We start from the raw sequence: 22,644 nt of genomic DNA on the forward strand, positions 1-22,644 counted from the left end.
TGCTTTTTTCATCAGTTAGGTAAAAAAGTGCGGTGATTTTTAGAAAAGTTTTGACTCCATCCTCTCAATTACCTTGCTGACATAAACAAAAAGCGAACAGCTTTATGCTCCCCGCTTCTTTAGTTATCAGTGAGAAGTTAGATTGTACGTTTGATCTCAACTACTTCAAAGACTTCAATTTGGTCACCTACTTTCACGTCATTGTAGTTTTTCACGCCAATACCACATTCCATTCCGTTACGTACTTCTGCCACATCATCTTTAAAACGGCGTAGTGATTCAAGTTCACCTTCAAAGATCACCACATTATCACGTAATACACGAATTGGGTTGTTACGTTTCACAATACCTTCAGTGACCATGCAACCTGCAATTGCACCAAATTTCGGATGGCGGAACACATCACGTACTTCCGCAAGACCAATGATCTCTTGTTTAAATTCAGGTTGTAACATACCGCTCATTGCTGCTTTGATTTCATTCAATAGCTCATAAATAATTGAGTAATAACGTAAATCAATGCTTTCTGATTCAATAATACGACGCGCTGAAGCATCAGCACGTACGTTGAAACCAACAACGATTGCGTTTGAAGCTGCGGCTAAAGTCGCATCTGTTTCTGTAATACCACCAACACCAGAACCAACAACTTTCACTTTTACTTCATCAGTTGAAAGCTCGTGTAAGGATTGAACAATAGCCTCTACCGAACCCTGTACGTCAGCTTTCACAATTACATTCAATTCTGCTACATCGCCTTCCGCCATATTGGTAAACATATTTTCCAATTTCGCTTTTTGCTGACGCGCTAATTTCACTTCACGGAATTTGCCCTGACGATATAATGCCACTTCACGTGCTTTTTTCTCATCACGAACAACTGTTGCTTCATCACCTGCCGCTGGCACCCCTGAAAGACCTAACACTTCCACTGGAATTGATGGACCTGCACTAGCAACTTCTTTACCGTTTTCATTACGCATCGCACGTACACGACCATATTCAAATCCACAAAGTACAATATCGCCGCGATGTAAAGTCCCAGACTGAACAAGAATAGTTGCAACTGGACCACGTCCTTTATCAAGATAAGATTCAATCACAACACCTGTTGCCATTCCCTCTTTCACCGCTGTCAATTCAAGCACTTCTGATTGTAATAAGATCGCTTCAAGTAGCTCATCAACACCCGTCCCTTTTTTCGCTGAGACATAAACAAATTGTGTATCACCACCAAATTTCTCTGCCACAACCTCATGTTGTAATAATTCTGTTTCAACACGATCTGGATTAGCTTCGGGTTTATCAATCTTATTCACCGCAACAACAATTGGTACGCCTGCTGCTTTAGCATGTTGAATTGCCTCGATAGTTTGTGGCATCACGCCATCATCTGCTGCAACAACAAGTACAACGATATCCGTTGCTTTCGCACCACGTGCACGCATAGAAGTAAATGCAGCATGTCCCGGTGTATCTAAGAAAGTAATCATTTTACCATCAGTTTCTACATGGTATGCACCGATATGTTGTGTAATACCACCCGCTTCACCTGAAGCCACTTTGGCTTTACGAATATAATCAAGTAACGAGGTTTTACCATGGTCAACGTGACCCATAATAGTGACCACTGGTGCGCGAGTCACTAATTCCGCATCTACATCACGATCACTCATCACCGATTCTTCAAGTTCATTTTCTTTACGAATAATAACCTTATGTCCCATTTCCTCTGCAACAAGTTGTGCAGTTTCTTGGTCAATCACTTGGTTAATCGTTGCCATCGCGCCCATTTTCATCATTGTTTTAATGACTTCTGTCGCTTTTACTGCCATTTTATTCGCAAGTTCTGCAACAGTGATAGTTTCACCAATCACAACATCACGGTTAACGGCTTGAGCAGGCTTGGTAAAAGCTTGTTGTAATGCGCTACCTTTTTTCGCATTTTTACCTTTACCACCTTTACCCTCTTTTTGATTACGACGATTTGATTCACGCTCATTTTTTGAACTTTCATCTTCACGTCCGCCTTTTTTCGCTTTGACAACTTTGTTTTTGCCACCACGATTACGGCTTTCTTTACGGCGTTCCTCTTCGTCTTCTGCTTCACGTGCATAACTAGAAGTTAAATTATAATCCGCATAGTCTTCTGCGCTTGTTGACTCAAAATCATCATCACTTAACTCTGCATAGCGTTTTGCTTCTTCTGCTGCTTTACGCGCTTGTTCTTCTGCTTTCTGACGAGCCAATTCATCTGCTTTACGGCGTAACTCTGCTTCTTCCGCACGGCGTTTTTCTTTTTCCGTATCAACAGGTTTAGTTATAGTTTGCTGGGCTTTTTTAGTTTCTTCAGCTTTAACTTGTTTCGCTTTTTCAGCCTCTAAACGCGCTTTTTCTTCAGCTTCTTTCTTCGCTTTTTCTGCTGCAAGTCTTTCTGCCTCTTGAATCGCCTTTAACTTAGCTTCTTCTGCTTTTTTCGCTGCATCTGTTGGTACAGTGCGTTTTTTACGAACTTCAACCTGCACTTCTTTTGCCTTACCACCTGCGGTAGTACTCACCGTGGTTTTCGTTCTGCGCTGTAAGCTCAATTTCTTTGGGGCTGTCCCATCAGCTTTTTTAACATCTTCTGTCATATCTTCACTCCTCCCATTACTCACTGAACCAACAGATATTACGTGCAGCCATAATGAAATCTGCTGCCTGTTCCGCTGTTAAATCTTCAATATCAGCTAAATCATCAACACCTTGTTCTGCAAGTTCTTCTAGAGTAGTAATATTTTTCTCTGCTAATTTTAATGCGATATGACGATTCATCCCTTCTAAGTTAAGTAGACGCTCTTCAATATGAGCTTGCTTCAATGCTTCTTCTTCCGCTAATGCAGCAGCAGTAATTGCATCTTTTGCACGCGTTTGCAACTCTTCTACGAGATCTTCATCTTCTAAACCATCAATCGCGGTTAACTCACTTACGGAAATGTAAGCTAATTCTTCTAAAGTTGAGAAGCCTTCTTCAATCAAAATATGTGCAAACTCTTCATCAATTTCTAAGGCATTCATGAACAGTTTCAATACTTTATTATCTTCTGCTTGATGCTTCTCATCTAATTCATCTGTTGTCATCACGTTTAACGTCCAGCCAGTTAATTGAGTAGCTAAACGGACATTTTGACCATTACGCCCAATCGCTTGAGCAAGATTTGCTGATTCAACAGCAATATCCATTGAATGAGAATCTTCATCCACAACAATTGAACTCACATCAGCTGGTGCCATTGCGTTAATCACAAATTGTGCAGGATTATCATCCCAAAGCACGATATCTACACGCTCCCCCCCTAATTCATTCGTAATTGCTTGTACGCGTGCACCACGCATACCAACACAAGCACCAACAGGATCGATACGCTTATCATTACTTTTCACTGCAATCTTAGCGCGAGAACCAGGATCGCGTGCGGCATTTTTAATTTCAATTAATTCCTCACCAATTTCTGGTACTTCAATGCGAAATAATTCAATCAACATTTCAGGTTTGGCACGAGTCACAAATAATTGTGCCCCTTTACTTTCTGGGCTTACTTTATAAAGCACACCACGGACACGGTCACCTGGGCGGAAGTTTTCACGTGGTAGCATATCTTCACGTAAAATTACTGCTTCAGCTTGTTGACCTAAATCCAACACAATATTGTCACGGTTCACTTTCTTTACAGTTCCAGTCACAATTTCACCTTCCTGTGAACGGAACTGCTCAACAATTTTATTACGTTCCGCTTCACGAATCTTAGTGCTAATCACTTGGCGAGCAGTTTGCATGGTAATACGATCAAATGCCACAGATTCAATTTGATCTTCAATGTAATCACCTAACTGGATTGTTGGATCTTCAAACTGTGCAGCTTCTAACGTAATTTCTTTCGTTGGATTGGCGACTTCTTCTACCACTAACCAACGACGAAAAGTATCAAATTCACCCGTTTTAGGATTGATCACAACACGAACATCAATTTCTTGTTCATATTTTTTCTTGGTTGAAAGGGCTAATGCGCTTTCTAATGCCTCAAAAATTTTCTCACGTGGTAATAATTTTTCATTTGACACGGCTTCAGCAGCCAATAAAAGTTCTTTACTCATTGCTCTGTTCGCTCCCTTTAAAATTTAGGAATAATATTGGCTTTTTGAATATTGCCAAACACTAAAACTTGTTCCTGACCATCTACGATCATAGTTAACATATCGTTCTCAATTTTTGCTAATTTACCTTGCCATTTACGGCGATCTAACACTGGAATACGTAAATGTACAACAATATCTTGACCAATATAACGCTGATATTGTGCTAAGGTAAACAATACGCGATCTAATCCTGGTGACGATACTTCCAAGTTATACTTATCGCTGATTGGATCTTCTACATCAAGAATCGCACTCACTTGACGGCTGACGTTTGCACAATCTTCAACGGTTACGCCGCCTTCTTTATCAATATATAAACGCACTGTTAAATATTTACCAGAACGTTGGCATTCAATGCCCCAAAGTTCACAGCCTAAATCTTCAACCGACTCTTGTAATAATTCTTGTAACTTTTGTTCTAAACTTGCCAAAACAAAACCCTCATTAACTGTTCATGAAATTAAAACAATAGAATATTATCTTTTTCCTGTTGTTAATCTCAAATTTTAGACATAAAAAAAGGACTCGTTTGTCCAGTCCTTACATCAAAAAATCCTCATTCAGATATGAAAAAACCCCATCATTTTGGGGCTTCTTTACTGAACTGTCTGTAAAGTGGTTGCGGGGGCCGGATTTGAACCGACGACCTTCGGGTTATGAGCCCGACGAGCTACCAAGCTGCTCCACCCCGCGTCCGAAATATGGGCGTATTATAGAGATTTCAGCCAAAATAGCAAGTTTTAATTGTTAATTTTTTTGTATTTTTTCAAAAAATAGCACAAAATCGACCGCTCTTTTCGCTAAAAACGGACACCTGTACCAATACCGACACCAATACCTACCCCGCTATTTCCGCCACCTGCACTCACACTGCCACCAACAGCACAACCAGACATAACAAGACTGATTACGATCATCATAATACATTTTTTCATACTACTTTCCTTCTTTAAGTTGAGTGGACATATTTTCAAATAAGCGATAAATAGCAATTAAATCCGTTTTTGCAATTGGTTTAAATGGTAGCAAAAGATAATAAATAAAGCGATATTTTCGTAATGTTTCACACATTAAATGCCATACACTCACATTACCTAATTCAATGTAAAGTTGAATAATTTGCTGTACTTCTTGATTTGAAATCGTTTTCGAACGGCATACTCCATGTAAAAAAATTAATATATCACGTGCTTTATCCCAAGTAAGCTTCTGTTTACGATATACATGTGCTTCAAAATCGAGAAACTTCACTTTACCATCTCGCCATGTCATATCTCTCAATGCAGGGCGCCCATGAATTAAATCCTTTTGGTGTAAGGCGATCAATGCTTTTATGCAATCAGATAAAATTGTATGTTTTAAACTATCTAATACAGTAAGATCCTCTATCCAAGCAATTGCACTTCGACCTGCATCGTTTAGGACTAAAAAGTCCTTATCGTATAATATTAATTTAGGGACTGGCGCATTAACAGAAGCAAAATACTGTAAAGTTTGAATCTCTTTCTGAAAAGACATTTTCGGATGAGGCTTTAATAATTTCCAAATTCCATGAAGCTGTTCTGGCTGCTTTAACCAAAAATACTGCCCTTGATACTCAAACCGATAAATTCTTGTTCCTTTATGGTTTATGAGTAACTGTTTAACATATTCTTCAAAAGCAGTATCTGCCGCTGCCATTTTAATATTTTCCTTCTCTCAAACAAGAAAGTGCGGTTCTAATGAACCGCACTTTACATTGTAATAAACTACTTATTTTTTCATTAAACTCAATTTACTAATTTTATCGCCAGATAACTGACAATCCATCGTATAGTATTGCGTACCATTTAAACGTACTGTTGCTTTAATATTAGTTGCTGTGACAACTGCATTTTCAGGACTACGAAAAACACGATTAGTTTGTGCAACTTGTTGAATCTTGGCGATACATAAGTAATTTACTTTCGCATCAATTCCAGTGTTAATACGCCCTGCACTAACGTCAGCTTTATTATTCCCTAAAATTTTGAATAATTTTTTACTTTGCGTTAAGAGTGCACTTTGTTTCTCTGGACTTACATCAATTTTTTGACCTTTTACATTAACCGCTTTAATTAACTTCCCTGTATTATCAAATTGATAAACACCTGTTGTGTCTTGCGCAACCATTAACTTACCCGCTTGATAGAAAAATTTACTCACATTGCCATCTTTCTGGACGCGAATAAATTCTGGTTGGGAGCTTAAATAAGCGACATAACGTTCGTTATTATGTACATATTCAAATGTGCGCAATGTCGTTGCTTTTTGTTCCAAACTGACTAAATCAATGCCTAATGTTTGTATTGCTGCTTGTGCAGAAACAATACTTACATCGTGCGTACCTGTTTCTGATAAATGACTACAAGCAGATAACACTAATACAGAAGAGAATAAGACAGCTTTAGTAACATATTGACGCATAAAGTTTCCTTAACATATTCAGAAGAATGTTCTATTCTAACGAACTTTAATCAGTTTTTGAATAAAATTTCTACTTTTGCAAAATAAGATAAGTTTAAATAGAAGGAATATAAAAAATAACGAGGTATCATACCTCGTTATTTTTCTGCTATCACTCAGTTAAGATTTAGTTAAGAATAAAGCAGCAGCACCTCGCACACCACCAGAATCACCATATTTGGCCTTTTTAATTAATGGCACTTTGGCACTACGCAATAAATGAGCAGGTAATGCTTTTGGTAATGCTTCATAAAGGTAATCAAAATTAGACAATCCACCTCCAAATACAATCACATCAGGATCTAACATTGTAATAATGTTCGCAATAGATACTGCACAAAGCTCAACAAAAAGTGCTACAAATTTGACCGCACTTTCATCACCAGCATAGAAACGTTGAATGATCTCTTTTGCACTCAGTGCTTGACCTTGTAAATCACGATAAAGCATTTCAAAACCGCGCCCAGATAAATAAGTATCTAAACAAGCACGATTACCACAACCACAATCATAAATAGGCGCGTTATCCCAGCCTAACAGCTGTAATGCATGATAGTTTAATTGTGTATGCCCTACCTCACCCGCCATGCCAGTTTGTCCTGAATGGACTTTGCCATTAAAAATTAAACCACCACCAAAGCCAGTACCTAAAATCAAACCGAGCACACAAGGATATTGGGTATTCTCGTCATCCCATGCCTCAGAAAGCGCAAAACAATTCGCATCATTTTCAGCACGTACCTCACGACCAAGTCGCATGGACAGATCTTGTACGATTGGTTTATGATCTGCTGCACGAATATTGACAATTTCGGCGATACCCGTCGTTGGGTTAACAAACCCCGGAATACCTAATCCGACTGTACCTTTACAATTAAACATTTCATCTGCTTTCTGTACCAGAGAAACGATTGTATTTAACCACGCGTCATAACTTTCTTTTGGAGTTTCTACCCGTTCACTATGAAGTTTTTCTAGCTTTTCATTAAATACAGCAAGCTCTATTTTTGTACCGCCAATATCAAATCCGTATAACATTTTCACCTCACTATAAGAAATAATTTTAATTTTAACTATTCTTTTACTTTTATTTATTGATAAAAATCGCTTTTCTATGTAAAAACGTAAAAATTCCCCAGTGAACTAAAAAAGCAATTAATGTACTGACTAGTAAGTCTATTGGGTAGTGCATGCCAAAACGTAATCGACTAAATAGCATAAAAACAGCCCAAGTTGCGGTGGTTGCAATCAGTAATTTCGCACTCAAAGAGCGAACGCCTAATAACTGTACAAATCCAACAGCAAGCATTAACCAAGTGGCAGCAAAAATAGTATGACCAGAAGGAAATGCATAACCTACTTCTTTTTCATAGTGCCCTTTCAGCCAAGTAGGTATATCTGATTTAGATTGATAGAATTGATCAACAAATTGAGCACGCATTTCACGGTCTTGAGCATAAAAATGCTCAACTGTAATGCCTGTTTCTTCTGCCACATAAACGACGTAAGGACGCGGTTCTGAAAATAATGTTTTCAATCCACTTTTTATCCCCTGAGTTGAAATAACGGCAAATGCCATTACAACCACACCAAGTATCCATTGTTTTTTATTGTGAAATAAAGGAACAAATAATAATGCAAATACAGCACAAGTCATAATCGCGTAAGGTACGCTGCCTGTTTCGGTCAAAAAATAAAGCGGATAATCATATTCAGTCATTAAATCATTGTTATTCCATTGCCATGCAAAAATCCAAGCAAAAAAAGGGACAATACAAAGCAATAAGGTATATAATGACAATCTTTTTAACATATTAACGACCATAAAATTGAGAATCTGGAAGAACAATATTCTATCAGATAAAGTGTGAAAGAATAAGGATTGATTATGGCAAAAATTCAACGAGTTACCGAAGCCAATTTGCCAACAGAATTTGGCATATTTAAAATCGTCGGTTTTGAATTTCCAGACACCAAAAAGGAGCATGTTGCCCTCGTATTAGGTGATGTAGAGAACAGCAATGAGCCTGTCCTTGCACGTATTCATTCAGAATGTTTAACTGGTGATGCATTGCATAGTTTGAAATGTGATTGTGGCTTTCAATTAGCAGCGGCATTACGTCAAATCAGCCAAGAAGGACGCGGTGTTTTAATCTATCATCGTGAAGAAGGTCGTGGTATCGGGTTAATTAATAAAATCCGTGCTTATTCATTACAAGACAAAGGAATGGATACTATCGAAGCAAATCTCGCCCTTGGCTTTGCTGCGGATGAACGCAACTTTGACGTTTGTGCAGATATGTTTGATTTACTGGGTGTAAAAAAAGTACGTTTGTTAACTAATAACCCTAATAAAATCGAAACAATGAAAAAAGCGGGGATCAATATTGTTGAACGAGTAGCCTTGAATGTAGGAGAAAACCGCTATAATACGGAATATCTTGATACTAAAGCGAAAAAAATGGGGCATTTTATTGTCCATAACCAACAGAAACATTTACTAGAATGTCCGTATTGTTCGGAAGAAATTCCTACTAAACAAGATTAGAATGCTTTCGCCCACCTCAATAAGGTGGGCGAAACTTTCACAAAACTGACCGCACTTTCACTGGCTAATTACTACTCACTTTTCGATACAAATCTTTGCTATAAATCACACCAGTTGGGTTGTCTGTATGATAACCGACTATTGTCGAATGCATAAACATTGGTCGTGTATATTGAAAGATAGGTAATACCACATAATCCTGCTGTAACTGCTGGGCAATTTGCCCATACAACATTTGTCTTTCTGCTGTAGTTTGCGGTAGTAATGTTGCTTCTAATAACTTATCTACATCTGCATTACGATAAGCCGTCTTATTGTCAGGAGAATGGGAATAGAACTGATGTAAAAATGCAGAAGGCTCATTATAATCAGCACACCAACCAGAACGAATTAACTGAAAATCCCCTTTCGCTCGTTTTTCTAAAAGTTGCTGCCAAGATACTGGTTCAGAACTCACCCGAATCATATCCGATTGTGACCACATTCTAACCAAACGTTGTGCAATATTGCTGTGTAAACTTTCTTGATCATAGGTTAATTTTAACTGTAACGGGGATTTCTCTGTGATCCCATTTTGCTCAAGTAATTGTTCAACTACGACTGGCTCCCATGCTAAAGTGGATTCTAATTGCATAGAATGAGGTAAAAAATGTGTTGCTACCTGCATTTGCGGTAAAACATCTTGCACAATACGTCTGCTGGAAATCATTGAAACTAACGCTTTACGTACCGCACTTTTTTGTAAAAGTGGGTCATTTAAGTTGAATTCATAATAATAAGTACAAAGCTGAGGAAAATACTGTGTTCCTACTGGTACTTGTTTAGGTTCAAGCACAATATCCAAAGCAGAAACTGATTCAGAATACTCTAATTTTTGATAATCAACGAATTTAAATGATACTTTCTCGCTCGCCCAATAATAGGGATTTTTTTCTAAGTGAATCAAATTATCCTGCTGATTCACTAAACGATAAGCGCCATTACTAATAAATTGCGTTGCTTGATTTTGATAGCTTGGCAGTAATGCCACATGAGCCAGCATGGCAGGAAGATGTGGCGTTGCCTTATCAAGTTGAATACGTAGGATATTTTCGGCAATCGCCTCAACCCCCAGTTGTTGTACTGGCATGTTACCTGCAATAACCGCTTGGCTATTTGCTAAATTCAAAAAATTTAAATAGGATTTTAGCTGACTATGAGATTGCGCTAATGCTTGCCAACTTACCACAAAATCTTGCGCACTTAATACTTCTCCATTTGACCAACGAATATTATCACGCAACAGGAAAAACCAAGTTTTGTAATCCTCTGTTTGCCAACTTTGTGCCACAGCAGGTATAACATTCCCCATCACATCATAAGCCGTTAAGCCTTCCAATAAATCCTGTACAAATAAGCTTTGTTCCGCGTTACTGATCAAATGAGGATTGAGTAGTAAATCACTATACACACCGCGCGTTAATAATTCTCGCGTTGGCACTTTTTCAATAGATGTCAGCGAAGTTGTTGTTTTATGTTCAGATAAACCCGAAGGCGCAGGATCACAAGCGGATAGGCAAAAAATAAGTGAAAATAAGACCGCACTTTTTAAACAGAAAGTGCGGCTTATATGTGAAACAAAAGATAAACAAGAATCGCTAAACATTAACTCAATTCCAATAAAATAATGTGCATTATACAAACAATGCTTAGCGAATACCAATTATTGCTTAGCTGTTTTGATCCAAAAGAAAAAGAACCAATATTTAGTCAGTAAAACGAATACAATAATCGTGCGTCCAATTGTACTTGGTGTAAAATAAAAACCAATTGATAACATCACAGTTGCAAATAATAAAATCCAAAATTTGGATTTTTGGCTTAATGAACGATCTTCTTTAAATGATTTAAGATGATTATTATACAGTTTAGTTTGTACAAACCAGTTATGTAAGCGATCTGAACCTTTTGCGAAAAAGAATAATGTCAGTAACAAAAATGGGGTCGCAGGTAGCAATGGTAAAATAATCCCTAACACACCTAAACCGAGAAAAATAAAGCCTAATAAAATGTAAATTGGTTTCATAACTATCCTTTTGAATAAAAACGATTCTCAATTATCTACAATTTTTTCGCTTTTTCAAGCTAGATATTATAAAATTTTGCCCCATATAATAAAAATCACTTTTATTTGAAAGGAATATCATGACAAATCCATTACTCACTTTTGGCGGCTTACCGCCATTTTCACAAATCAAACCAGAACATATCCAACCCGCAGTTGAAAAGCTTATCCAAAACTGTCGCGAAAGTATTGAACAACTAGTCCAGCAACAACATTTCACTTGGGATAATTTTATTTTGCCATTAACCGAAATAAGTGATCTCTTTAGCAAAGCATGGTCACCTATTTCTCATCTCAACTCAGTAAAAAATAGTCCTGAATTACGTGAAGCTTATCAAGCTTGCTTACCATTATTATCAGAATATAGTACTTGGGTAGGACAACATAAAGGCTTATACCAAGCTTATCAGCAATTAAAAAACAGCCCTGAATTTGTGAATTATGAATTGGCACAAAAAAAAGCAATTGACAATGCATTACGTGATTTCAAACTTTCCGGTATTTCGTTACCCGCAGAAAAACAAAAACGTTATGGTGAAATATCTGCTCGCTTATCTGAATTAAGCTCGCAGTTTAGTAACAATGTACTTGATGCCACAATGGGTTGGGATAAAGTCATTGAAGATGTTGAACAATTAAAAGGCTTACCAGAATCTGCATTACAAGCCGCTCAACAATCGGCAGAAAATAAAGGCTTAACTGGCTACCGCTTTACATTAGAAATACCAAGTTATTTACCTGTCATGACGTATTGTGAGAATCGCGAATTACGTGAAGAAATGTACCGTGCATTTGTTACTCGCGCTTCTGAACAAGGTCCAAATGCAGGAAAATGGGATAACAGCGCGCTCATGGAAGAAATCTTAAACCTACGTGTCGAGCTAGCGAAGTTACTGGATTTCAATACCTATACAGAATTGTCTTTAGCGACAAAAATGGCTGAAAACCCACAGCAAGTTCTCAATTTTCTAGACAGTTTAGCGACTCGTTCTAAAGCACAAGGTGAGAAAGAATTAGCGGAGCTAGAAGCATTTTGTCGTACAGCATTTCATGTTGATACACTTGAAGCTTGGGATATTGCTTTTTACAGTGAAAAGCAAAAACAACATTTGTATTCAATTAATGATGAAGAACTCCGTCCTTATTTTCCTGAAAATCGAGTGATTAGTGGGTTATTTGAATTAATTAAACGTATTTTCAATATTCGCGCAGTTGAACGTTTTGATGTTGATACTTGGCATGAAGATGTACGCTTCTTTGATTTAATTGATGAAAAAGATCAACTGAGAGGCAGCTTCTACTTAGATTTATATGCACGTGAACATAAACGTGGTGGCGCATGGATGGATGACTGTATTGGTCGTCGTAAAAAAGCAGATGGGACAATTCAAACACCAGTTGCATATTTAACATGCAACTTTAATGCACCAGTTGGTGATAAACCTGCTTTATTCACTCACGACGAAGTCACCACACTGTTCCATGAATTTGGACATGGCATTCACCATATGCTCACACAAATTGATGTCGCAGATGTTGCAGGTATTAATGGTGTGCCTTGGGATGCAGTAGAGTTACCAAGTCAATTCTTAGAAAATTGGTGTTGGGAACCTGAAGCGCTTGATTTTATTTCTGGTCATTATGAAAGTGGCGAACCTTTACCAAAAGAAAAATTAGCTCAGTTATTAAAAGCGAAAAACTTCCAAGCTGCGATGTTTGTATTACGTCAATTAGAGTTTGGTTTATTTGATTTCCGCTTACATCATCATTTCGAACCGACTAAGCAAAATCAAATATTAGAAACATTAAAAGCAGTAAAAGAGAAAGTTGCTGTGATTAAAGGCGTTGATTGGGCACGTGCACCACATAGTTTCAGCCATATTTTTGCTGGCGGTTATGCTGCGGGCTATTATAGCTATTTATGGGCTGAAGTACTGTCAGCAGATGCATTTTCTCGTTTTGAAGAAGAAGGGATTTTTAATGCTGAAACAGGTCGCTCCTTCTTAAACGAAATTCTCAGTCGTGGGGGGGCGGAAGAACCAATGATCTTATTTAAACGTTTCCGTGGACGTGAACCACAATTAGATGCATTATTAAGACACAAAGGCATTGCTAACTAGCTTTGTTGAAAATAAACAAAAAAGTAACCGCACTTCAATCACTCAAAGTGCGGTTACTCTTATAAAATCTTATATTAGCTAATTTAACCAACCAGCTTGCTGAGCAATAAATAACAACGTAAATGAAGTGAGATACATTAACCCGATCAAAGATAACCAGAATAACCCACCTTTGACTTTATGCTCACCTTTTAATACAAGAGATAAATTTAAATAAGCAAACACTGGCGTTGAAACAAAAGAAGCAATCATCGCAAACTTCAACATCGGTCCAACTGCATTATTAAAATAGAAAATGATGGCTAAACCTGAAACGGCTGCTAATGTAATTGCAATATTCAAAAAGCTCGGACGGCTTTCTTGTTTACCTAAGATTAAACGTAAACTTTCAACATTAGTACGGGAATAACCATCGATTACTGTAATTGTCGTACCAAACATACACATAAAGGCAATAAATGCGATTAAGCCTCTCGCCCATTCACCAATAGTTAACGCATACATATTGATTAACTGAGCAATATATTTACCGCCAACCATTTGTACTGTTTCACTTGAACCATGTTGCACTAACGCTCCTAAAGCTAAAAAGACTAATGCTAACAATGCGGTACCAATATAACCTACATTAAAATCCCAAATACCATCTTGATAAGAGACTTTAGACATACGACGTTTTGCAATCACCCACATCGAGTTAATCGCCGAAATTTCAATTGGTGCAGGCATCCAACCCATTAAAGCAACAATAAAACCTAATGCAGCTAAATTCCATGGACTTGCGCTTACATAGTCTTCTGGTGCAATACCTTGAATGCCATTACGACTTAGTGCAATAACAACAGCTACCACCGTTGTAATCGTTAAGGCAATCATAATTAACTTAGATAAGCCATCTAATAAGCGATATTTACCCAATAATAAAATCAAAGTGCTCACACTAATCACAATTAAGCTTAATTTTGGCAGTGCTATCATTCCAGCAGGCAAAACAAACGTTAAAATAGCAGCACATAAAAGACCTACAGCTGCAGTATTAATGACTGTAGCAAACACATTCATTAAAAAGAAGATCCATAAATAAACTTTTCCTTTTTTCAAATAGCCTTGTAATAAAGTTTCACCCGTATCTAAAGTATATTGCACGCCAAAGCGGAAAAAAGGGTATTTAAAAAGATTAGCTAAAATAATAATAATCGCAAGTTGCCAACCATAAATAGCACCAGATTGAGTTGAGGCAATAAGATGAGAACCACCTACTGCAGCAGAAGCCATTAAAATACCGGGACCTAAAGCGGCTAATTTAGAATGCCAAGTTGATCTTTCTAATTGTTGAGTTGTTTCTGTCATAATAAGTTCCAAAAATAATCTTTCTTATTGATATAAACATTGTATATAACAATGTTTTAACAATATCTTATATTTATAATCAAGAGTCAACTGCACACAAATCAACCGCATATAGAATTTAAATCTAAATTCAATCAGCCTAGCAGAATAAAAAACCAATTTCAAAACTAGTAAGCCAGAAAGATATCATTGGATAAAATATCAGCTGATATAAAATAAATTTGAAAAAGTAACAAAATAATTTAAAAAATTAAATAAAAATGCATTTTTAATAAAAAAAATAGTGGACAGTGATGATGGCTGGGGTACTAGGATTCGAACCTAGGGATGCCGAGATCAAAACCCGGTGCCTTACCGCTTGGCGATACCCCAATTGAAATATCTTTGATTTGAATATTTAGAAGATTACCTTGATAGTATGGCTGGGGTACTAGGATTCGAACCTAGGAATGCCGAGATCAAAACCCGGTGCCTTACCGCTTGGCGATACCCCAACAACTATATTTGACTTGCAAGCTAATGAATGGTGCGGGACGAGGGACTTGAACCCACACACCTCGCGGCGCCAGAACCTAAATCTGGTGCGTCTACCAATTTCGCCAGTCCCGCAAATATGGTGGCTATGACGGGATTCGAACCTGTGACCCCAACATTATGAGTGTTGTGCTCTAACCAACTGAGCTACATAGCCATTTTCCTATTTGCATTCACCTCATCGGCTTTGCGGGGCTAATTATGCTGATATCACCCTCACTCGTCAACTCTTTTTTTTATAAAAATGAAAATTTTAACTTATTCGCATAGAGTTTGAACAAATCGTTCTAAAAACCGACCGCACTTTATTCAGATAACAATCGACGCAATAAGCTGCCATCTAACAAAGCACGCTTAATTAAGGCAAATGCGCCTATCACATCTTCATGTTTTAGCTCAGAAGCAACCAATGGTGTATTTTTCACAAATGCAGGTAAAGCATGACTATCCAACGAACGTTGAATTGCTGCAAACAAAATATTTTTCGCTTGTGTAATTTCTCCTGAAATCACTATTTTTTCAGGATTAAACATGTTAACACTCATAGCAAGTACACGCCCAATTTGTATACCAACATGTTCAATTAACTCGATAGCAGCAGCATCTTGTTTATTACTGGCTTTACAGATCGCTTCAATATCATGAGTATCTAAAGAAAGCCATTTACTTTGATAACCATCCTGTAATAGCTCATGCATTTTTTTCTCAATCGCTGTATTACTCACCACTGTTTCTAAACAACCAACGTTACCGCATAAGCAACGTTTACCTAACGGATCAACTTGAATATGACCTATTTCACCCACGTTATTTTTATAGCCTAGAAAAACTTCATGATTAATAACAATACCTGCTCCGACTCCACGATGAATGCGCAATAAAAGCGAATCATAACAATCCTGGGTCACACCAAAATAGTGCTCCGCTAAAGCTAAACTACGCACATCATGCCCAATAAACGTAGGTAAATTGAAATGTTGAGTCATTTTATTTGCTAAATCCCACGGCGCATTTAACTGTAAATGTGGCATGTATTCAATCATATTCGTTTTCACATCAACAAAACCAGGAACAGTAATCCCAATGGCGATAAATTCACTACCACGTTTTTGATTTTCTTCGATAAATGCTGTTAATTGTTGCAAAAGAAAAGCTTCTATACTTTCCACACTTTGATTCTCTGGCAAATCAAAAATATCTTTTTTCAAAAGTTTAGTGGAAAGATCCATAATAGCGAAGGTAGTATGCTTGCGTCCTAAACGAATTAAAATTGAACGAAATGCTTTATATTCAGCTACTATAGATGTTGCTCTACGTCCCCCTGTTGACTCTTGTTGTTCAACTTCTTTAATCAGGCCTCGAGCTAAAAGATGACGAGTAATTTTGGTTACACTTGCTGGCGCAAGTTGACTTAATTCAGAAATTTGAATACGAGAAATCGGTCCTTGTTGATCAATCAGTTTATAAACTACTGCACTATTCATTTGTTTCACTAAATCAACATTTGCTATTTGGTGATTTTCTCGCATGTTTTACCCCAATAAAAAAATAATCGACTTATTTTAGTGTGGATTAAGATAATTAGAAATAATTTTTGCAATACAATTTATTTTTGCTCAATTTTTAAAGTAGAAGAAAATAATGCTAATCCATTTGCGTTGCCAGTTTTGACCATAGAACTCATCACCTGAGTAGGTGAATGTAACAATTTATTTGTTAGCTTATGGCTAAGTTCTTGTAATACAGCTTCCGCATCTTCACCTTGTGCTAAAGCAGTTAACGACTTTTCTAATAACTGTTGGCGAATATCTTCAGCATTATCACGATATGAACGAATCAGATTCGAAAATTGATGTACTTTTAACCACTCAAAAAAATCTTCGCATTCTTGTTGAATAATTGACTTAGCCTGTTCTGCTGCTTTTTGTCTTTCAGTAAGATTACGTTGAATGATATGCTGTAAATCATCAACAGTATAATGATAAATACTTTCAAGTTGACCTACACTTTCTTCAATATCTCGTGGCACAGCAATATCTATTAATAACATCGGCAAATAACAACGCGCTTTTTGTGCTAATTTAACCATTTCTTGATTAATCAAAATATTAGGACTACCTGTTGAACTAATCACAATATCAGCTTGATTCAAACCATCTTGTAACTCAGAAAGTGAGAGAATCTGAATATTGTCAGTTGAGTCTAATTTTTCAACTAATTGCTGCGCGCGCGCCAAAGTGCGGTTCGCAATCATAATATTTTTCACACCATGACGTAGCAAATGACGACAAGCTAATTCTATCGTTTCCCCTGCACCGACTAAAAGCACATTCAATTGTCTTAATGACTCAAAAATTTGACGTGCTAAATTACAAGCAGCATAAGCAACAGAAACCGCACTCCCGCCAATATTAGTTTCCGTTCTAACTCGTTTAGCTGTTGAAAAAGTTTTCTGAAACAAGCGAGAAAGCTCGCTTGAAAGAGGCTGTGCTAGCTGTTGATAATATTGCTCACTTATTTGATAGGCTTGCTTCACTTGCCCTAAAATTTGTGGTTCACCTAAAATCAAAGAATCTAAACCACAAGCCACATGCATTAAATGTAAGGCGGCTTGTTGGTTCTGTTGTGAATAAATACAATTTGCTAACTCATTTAGTGGTAATTGATGTATATCAGCAAACCATTGTATACAATTATGAGCCCAATTTTGCGCTTGTTGTGGTGCAATGTGTTTATTATGTAAATAAACTTCAGTGCGGTTACAAGTTGATAAAATCACTGCACTATTCGCCAACTTATGTCGCTGAATCAGCTGTAATGCGTCAACACGCTTTTCATCAGAAAAAGCGACTTTTTCGCGCACAGCGACTGAAGCAGTTTTATGATTAATACCAAGAACGAGAATTGTCATAAATTACTTAAAAATGAACCGCACTAATAAAATGTGACGATAGGATGAACCCACAGAACAAATAAAATAAAACATTCATTTTAATCAATTGTTATCTGATGAGCAAACTTAACTACAACAATTTTGTTTGAATACTATATTTGAGTTAACTAAAACACATCTTTTGCTTGCCGCAAAGCAATAAATGAAGCTAAATCAGTAGTAATTAAAAATGGATTTATTTGTTTCTCTAATGCCAATGTTGTCGGCACACTTGGCAGGTTATCTCTTCTAAGCTGTTCAACTTTTTTAAGGTGATTGTGTAACATGAGCTTATCTTCTAGCACCGTTTCCGCAAAATACAAATTAGATAACGTATATTCATGCGCAGGGCAAACAATAGTCTGATCTGGTAGGCATTTTAAACGTTGTAACCCTTCAAACATCTGTTGATAATTACCTGTAAATACTCGACCACACCCTGCTGAAAATAAACTGTCCCCACAGAACAAATGTCCATCCACAAGATAACTCACATGCTGCTCAGTATGCCCTCCTGTATCAACCACTTGAATTTGATAATGTTTTGTTTCAATCAGATTATTAACAATAATTCGCGTGGCACCTTTTGAACCTGTTTCTTCAGGTCCCCAAATTTCAATATCAGGGTAGTGTTGTTTAAATTCCGCGGCTCCCGCAGTATGATCAGCATGGTGATGAGTTAATAAAACGGCTTCAACTTGTAATTGGTTACTTGTTAAAAATGATAATAAATTTTTTGTTTCTGGAATATCGATCACAATTACAGGTAAATCTTCTCGTCCATAAAGCCAAATATAGTTATCATTCAATGCAGGAATTGGCACTAACATAAATTATCCTCAAAGGTTTGATAATGCTGTGGAACGCAAAACATCCCAAAGCGATGACATTGCCATATAGCTGGCAACAACTTAATAATGGTGAACAATATTGTAATGTACTTACACAATATTTCTCTGCATGGTTTCCTAAAATTTTAGGCTATCAGTTGCTAAAATTAGGTGGCTTAAGCGCGGAAATCACATGTGATCTTTTTTTACCGCACCAAATTATTGTATCCCCACAAATGACAAATACACTAAAAAAACTTTCACAACAACAAAATACCTCGTTAATTCAAGCAGAATTAACTGCGCTCCCATTTATAGAAAACTCAATTGATGCTTGTCTTTTAGCTAACATACTAAACTTTAGCCAAGATCCTCACCAAATTTTACGTGAAGTTAATCGTGTACTAGCTGATGATGGATATCTTTTTTTATCCCTCTTTAATCCAATAAGCCCATTATTATTCAAACATTACTTGAATAAAAAAGCACATGACAAGCTCCTTGCTCGTCATTACTTACCTTGGCGTATCATAGATTGGTTAGCATTATTAAATTTTGATATTTTAGAATATCAATCTCTTATTCATAATGAAAAAACAAGTTGTTTCTCACATCTCATTACAATTATTGCACGCAAACGGGTTTATCCTCTCACTCTAAATCCTCAAAGAATGCGTTTTAATAAGCAACAGATTTTTGAACCAGTAAATGTGTTTAAAGAAACAGCATTGCGTAAATAAATGCAATTTGGCTTGCAGCACCAAACAAACTCCCCTATCATGCCGAACCTTTGAAATAATAAAAAATATTGAGATAACGATGTCCGAACAAACTTTTATTCTTGGCAAAGATGCCGCACTTGAAGACAGTATTAATAAATTTCAACAAAAATTGACCGCACTTGGCTTTAATATTGAAGCGGTTTCTTGGTTAAATCCAGTACCAAATGTTTGGTCAGTACACATCCGAGATAAAGACTGCCCACAATGCTTCACAAATGGTAAAGGTGCAAGCAAAAAAGCAGCACTTGCCTCTGCATTAGGCGAATATTTTGAACGTCTTTCAACCAACTATTTCTTTGCCGATTTTTACTTAGGTCAGGAAATCGCCAATGGTGATTTTGTGCATTATCCAAATGAAAAATGGTTTCCTATTGAAGATGAAGCATTATTACCAGCAGGTATTCTGAACAAAGATCTATTAGATTACTATGATCCCAATCAAGAATTAACACCAGAATTATTAGTTGATTTACAATCAAGTAATTACCAACGAGGTATTGTCACAATGCCTTATGTACGCCAATCAGATCAATCAACTGTCTATATCCCACAGAGTATTATTGCTAACTTATACGTATCTAATGGTATGTCTGCCGGCAACAGCAAGTTTGAAGCTCGAGTACAAGGTTTATCAGAAGTTTTTGAACGCTATATTAAAAATAAAATTATTGCTGAAGCAATTAGCCTACCGTTAATTCCCTCAGAAATCATAGCTAGTTTCCCATCAATCCAAGCTTCTATTCAAAAATTAGAACAAGAAGGCTTTCCAATTCTAGTTTATGATGCTTCGTTAGGCGGTAAATATCCTGTCATTTGCGTCATTTTATTAAATCCTAATAATGGTACTTGCTTCGCTTCATTTGGCGCACACCCTAACTTCCAAGTTGCCTTAGAACGTACGGTGACTGAGCTATTACAAGGGCGTAGCTTAAAAGATCTTGATGTATTTACTCCGCCTTCGTTTAACAATGAGGATGTTGCCGAACATGCCAACTTAGAAACACACTTCATCGATTCAAGTGGCTTAATTTCTTGGGATTTATTTAAACAAGACGCAGATTATTCATTTGTACATTGGGATTTCTCTGGTACGACAGAACAAGAATATAATAATTTGATATCAATTTTCCAAGTTGAACAAAAAGAAGTTTATATTATGGACTACAATCACTTGGATATTTATGCTTGCCGTATTATTGTGCCTGGCATCTCTGACATTTATCCAATTGATGACTTAATTTATGCTAACAATAATATGGGTATGAATTGGCGTGAGATCTTATTAGATCTACCTCATTTCCATCATCAACAAGATACTTATCAAGAGCTTTTAGCACAACTTGATGAACAAGGTATTGATGATGCAATCCGTGTACGTGAATTTATTGGTATCGTTGCACCAGCAAAATCAGGCTGGACAACATTACGTATTGGTGAGCTTAAATCAATGCTTCATTTAGCTACTGGTAATTTAGACGCTGCTCTCGACTGGGCAAATTGGACACTGAATATGAACAGTTCTGTCTTTACCATTGAACGCGCAAATTATTATCGTTGTTTAATTCATAGTATTGAATTGTTCCTTGATAATAACCGTGCACCAGAGCAATATCGCATGGTCTTTGAAAAAATGTACGGTCAAAATGCTGTTAATTTCGCTTGGATAGCAATCCAAGGAGGTAATCCTTTCTATGATTTACTTACCGACGATGAAAACCTAAAACAATTTCAAGCACATCAAAAACTATTACAAGCATACGAAAAACTACAAAAAGCAAAACGTGAAAACTGGCAATAATTTCCTCTTTAAAGGGCATCATTTGATGTCCTTTCTCATTGTTGTGATCCAGTGCAAAGAAATATTTTCTATTTAGTGATAATATACTAGCGTTATTTCATTCAACTATAAGGAGTAATCTTATGCAAAACTGGACACCAGAAATGTGGCAAACTGCTGGTATTGGTTTAATTATTGGTTTAGTAATTGGTTACTTATTTCTCCGTTTCACGAAAGACTCAGTGAAAAAACAAGTAAAAACAGAAGCAGAATTACAAAAAGTCAAAAATCAGCTAGATAGCCAAAAGCAACAACTTGAAAAACATTTTGCAGAAAGTGCTGAACTACTAAAAAATATTGCACAAGATTACCAAAAATTATATAAACATCTAGCAACATCTTCAACGCAATTATTACCAGAACTCACAAACAAGCAGCTTTTCTCACAAGAACTTATTACGAACACAACGACTGAAAAAGTTGATAATACAGATACAGATGAGCCACCTAGAGATTATTCTGAAGGCTCATCTGGCTTGTTAAAAAATGAAAAAGATAATAATTAATCTATATAAAATAATATGTAGTTTCCTAAAAATTAGAGCAAAGATTGACTGATTTGATCTGCCGCCAAAAAAATTAGACTGTTATATTTTAAGGACTGTTTCCGATATTTTCTCGGACCCAGTCCTTTTAATTGTACTCTCTCCTCATTGTAATAGCGAATATAATCGTACTGATTCGCCAATCATCCCAAAGATTCGTGTGTAATAACTCTAACCTTTAACCGTCTGAAAAAACTTTCTATTGCACTATTATCTAAGCAATTTCCTTTTCTCGACATATTTTGCCGTATTCTATTTTCTGCCCAAATACGTCGATAACCCAGTATTTGCTGCTCCCTACTCTTATACCTAACTTATCTTGCCACACTTTAACTTGCCCGACGTCACGACTAATAGCTTAACTAACTTCACAACTAAATAGCACTCTGTACCCCAAACACA

General features: G+C 36.8%; 20 protein-coding genes and 5 tRNA genes. 5 read left to right on the forward strand and 20 right to left on the reverse strand.

Annotated elements, in window-relative coordinates:
• Positions 1-137 precede the first annotated feature (137 nt).
• The 9 genes from infB to ACFSAV_RS05785 form a co-directional block, all read right to left on the reverse strand.
• Positions 138-2,633: a translation initiation factor IF-2 gene (gene infB, locus ACFSAV_RS05745; RefSeq protein WP_379097263.1), complete on the reverse strand. Its 2,496-nt coding sequence runs from the start codon at positions 2,631-2,633 to the stop codon at positions 138-140.
• A gap of 16 nt (positions 2,634-2,649) precedes the next feature.
• The gene (gene nusA, locus ACFSAV_RS05750) at positions 2,650-4,134 is read right to left on the reverse strand and encodes a transcription termination factor NusA (protein WP_379097266.1); all 1,485 of its coding nucleotides are present in this window, start codon (positions 4,132-4,134) and stop codon (positions 2,650-2,652) included.
• 17 nt (positions 4,135-4,151) lie between these two features.
• A complete protein-coding gene (gene rimP, locus ACFSAV_RS05755) occupies positions 4,152-4,607 on the reverse strand; it encodes a ribosome maturation factor RimP (RefSeq protein WP_101775160.1) in 456 nt (151 codons plus the stop codon).
• Between the two features lie 185 nt (positions 4,608-4,792).
• Positions 4,793-4,869 (reverse strand) — tRNA-Met (locus ACFSAV_RS05760).
• A 107-nt stretch (positions 4,870-4,976) separates the two neighbouring features.
• Positions 4,977-5,111 carry a hypothetical protein gene (locus ACFSAV_RS05765; RefSeq protein ID WP_379097329.1) on the reverse strand — a complete coding sequence of 45 codons (135 nt, stop codon included), beginning with the start codon at positions 5,109-5,111 and terminating at the stop codon, positions 4,977-4,979.
• Position 5,112: 1 nt separating this feature from the next.
• Positions 5,113-5,856 (reverse strand): BUD32 family EKC/KEOPS complex subunit, encoded by a 744-nt coding sequence (locus tag ACFSAV_RS05770; protein WP_379097270.1) that lies wholly within the window; start codon positions 5,854-5,856, stop codon positions 5,113-5,115.
• A 72-nt stretch (positions 5,857-5,928) separates the two neighbouring features.
• Positions 5,929-6,621, reverse strand: coding sequence for a hypothetical protein (locus ACFSAV_RS05775; protein ID WP_101774832.1), 693 nt, complete (start codon positions 6,619-6,621; stop codon positions 5,929-5,931).
• A gap of 159 nt (positions 6,622-6,780) precedes the next feature.
• Positions 6,781-7,698 (reverse strand): N-acetylglucosamine kinase, encoded by a 918-nt coding sequence (nagK, locus tag ACFSAV_RS05780; protein WP_379097273.1) that lies wholly within the window; start codon positions 7,696-7,698, stop codon positions 6,781-6,783.
• A 49-nt stretch (positions 7,699-7,747) separates the two neighbouring features.
• Entirely contained in the window at positions 7,748-8,485 is a 738-nt protein-coding gene (locus ACFSAV_RS05785; protein WP_379097276.1) for a phosphatase PAP2 family protein, read from the reverse strand.
• Between the two features lie 63 nt (positions 8,486-8,548).
• Here ACFSAV_RS05785 and ribA point away from each other — a divergent pair, with 63 nt between their 5' ends.
• Positions 8,549-9,208, forward strand: a complete 660-nt coding sequence (gene ribA / locus ACFSAV_RS05790; protein ID WP_101774829.1) for a GTP cyclohydrolase II — start codon at positions 8,549-8,551, stop codon at positions 9,206-9,208.
• A gap of 64 nt (positions 9,209-9,272) precedes the next feature.
• Here ribA and ACFSAV_RS05795 read toward each other — a convergent pair whose 3' ends face one another.
• Positions 9,273-10,853 (reverse strand): peptide ABC transporter substrate-binding protein, encoded by a 1,581-nt coding sequence (locus ACFSAV_RS05795; RefSeq protein ID WP_379097280.1) that lies wholly within the window; start codon positions 10,851-10,853, stop codon positions 9,273-9,275.
• A 57-nt stretch (positions 10,854-10,910) separates the two neighbouring features.
• Positions 10,911-11,273: a YbaN family protein gene (locus ACFSAV_RS05800; protein WP_101774827.1), complete on the reverse strand. Its 363-nt coding sequence runs from the start codon at positions 11,271-11,273 to the stop codon at positions 10,911-10,913.
• Positions 11,274-11,392: 119 nt separating this feature from the next.
• Between ACFSAV_RS05800 and prlC the strand changes: the two genes are divergently transcribed.
• On the forward strand, positions 11,393-13,432 hold the full coding sequence (gene prlC / locus ACFSAV_RS05805) for an oligopeptidase A (protein WP_379097284.1): 2,040 nt from the start codon (positions 11,393-11,395) through the stop codon (positions 13,430-13,432).
• 78 nt (positions 13,433-13,510) lie between these two features.
• On the opposite strand, the gene ACFSAV_RS05810 is transcribed toward prlC, so the two are convergent.
• From ACFSAV_RS05810 to gloB, 8 genes are all read right to left on the reverse strand, one after another.
• On the reverse strand, positions 13,511-14,782 hold the full coding sequence (locus tag ACFSAV_RS05810; protein WP_101774825.1) for an NRAMP family divalent metal transporter: 1,272 nt from the start codon (positions 14,780-14,782) through the stop codon (positions 13,511-13,513).
• A 297-nt stretch (positions 14,783-15,079) separates the two neighbouring features.
• Positions 15,080-15,154 (reverse strand) — tRNA-Gln (locus tag ACFSAV_RS05815).
• Between the two features lie 47 nt (positions 15,155-15,201).
• Positions 15,202-15,276: transfer RNA gene (locus ACFSAV_RS05820), tRNA-Gln, on the reverse strand.
• A gap of 30 nt (positions 15,277-15,306) precedes the next feature.
• Positions 15,307-15,391, reverse strand: a tRNA-Leu gene (locus ACFSAV_RS05825).
• Between the two features lie 5 nt (positions 15,392-15,396).
• A tRNA-Met gene (locus tag ACFSAV_RS05830) sits at positions 15,397-15,473 on the reverse strand.
• Positions 15,474-15,621: 148 nt separating this feature from the next.
• Complete coding sequence (locus ACFSAV_RS05835; RefSeq protein WP_379097287.1) at positions 15,622-16,845, reverse strand: ROK family protein; 1,224 nt, start codon at positions 16,843-16,845, stop codon at positions 15,622-15,624.
• Between the two features lie 77 nt (positions 16,846-16,922).
• Positions 16,923-18,227, reverse strand: a complete 1,305-nt coding sequence (hemA, locus tag ACFSAV_RS05840) for a glutamyl-tRNA reductase (protein ID WP_379097290.1) — start codon at positions 18,225-18,227, stop codon at positions 16,923-16,925.
• Positions 18,228-18,376: 149 nt separating this feature from the next.
• Positions 18,377-19,078 carry a hydroxyacylglutathione hydrolase gene (gene gloB / locus ACFSAV_RS05845; RefSeq protein WP_379097293.1) on the reverse strand — a complete coding sequence of 234 codons (702 nt, stop codon included), beginning with the start codon at positions 19,076-19,078 and terminating at the stop codon, positions 18,377-18,379.
• 23 nt (positions 19,079-19,101) lie between these two features.
• Between gloB and ACFSAV_RS05850 the strand changes: the two genes are divergently transcribed.
• The 3 genes from ACFSAV_RS05850 (at position 19,102) to ACFSAV_RS05860 (ending at position 22,203) form a co-directional block, all read left to right on the forward strand.
• Complete coding sequence (locus ACFSAV_RS05850; RefSeq protein ID WP_379097296.1) at positions 19,102-19,818, forward strand: class I SAM-dependent methyltransferase; 717 nt, start codon at positions 19,102-19,104, stop codon at positions 19,816-19,818.
• 79 nt (positions 19,819-19,897) lie between these two features.
• Entirely contained in the window at positions 19,898-21,658 is a 1,761-nt protein-coding gene (ycaO, locus tag ACFSAV_RS05855; protein ID WP_379097299.1) for a 30S ribosomal protein S12 methylthiotransferase accessory factor YcaO, read from the forward strand.
• A gap of 122 nt (positions 21,659-21,780) precedes the next feature.
• Positions 21,781-22,203, forward strand: a complete 423-nt coding sequence (locus tag ACFSAV_RS05860) for a Z-ring associated ZapG family protein (protein WP_101774819.1) — start codon at positions 21,781-21,783, stop codon at positions 22,201-22,203.
• A 32-nt stretch (positions 22,204-22,235) separates the two neighbouring features.
• Here ACFSAV_RS05860 and ACFSAV_RS05865 read toward each other — a convergent pair whose 3' ends face one another.
• A complete protein-coding gene (locus tag ACFSAV_RS05865) occupies positions 22,236-22,385 on the reverse strand; it encodes an IS3 family transposase (RefSeq protein WP_379097302.1) in 150 nt (49 codons plus the stop codon).
• Positions 22,386-22,644: the final 259 nt, after the last annotated feature.

Source organism: Pasteurella oralis, assembly GCF_042681465.1.
In the GTDB taxonomy this organism is placed as follows: Bacteria; Pseudomonadota; Gammaproteobacteria; order Enterobacterales; family Pasteurellaceae; genus Pasteurella; species Pasteurella oralis.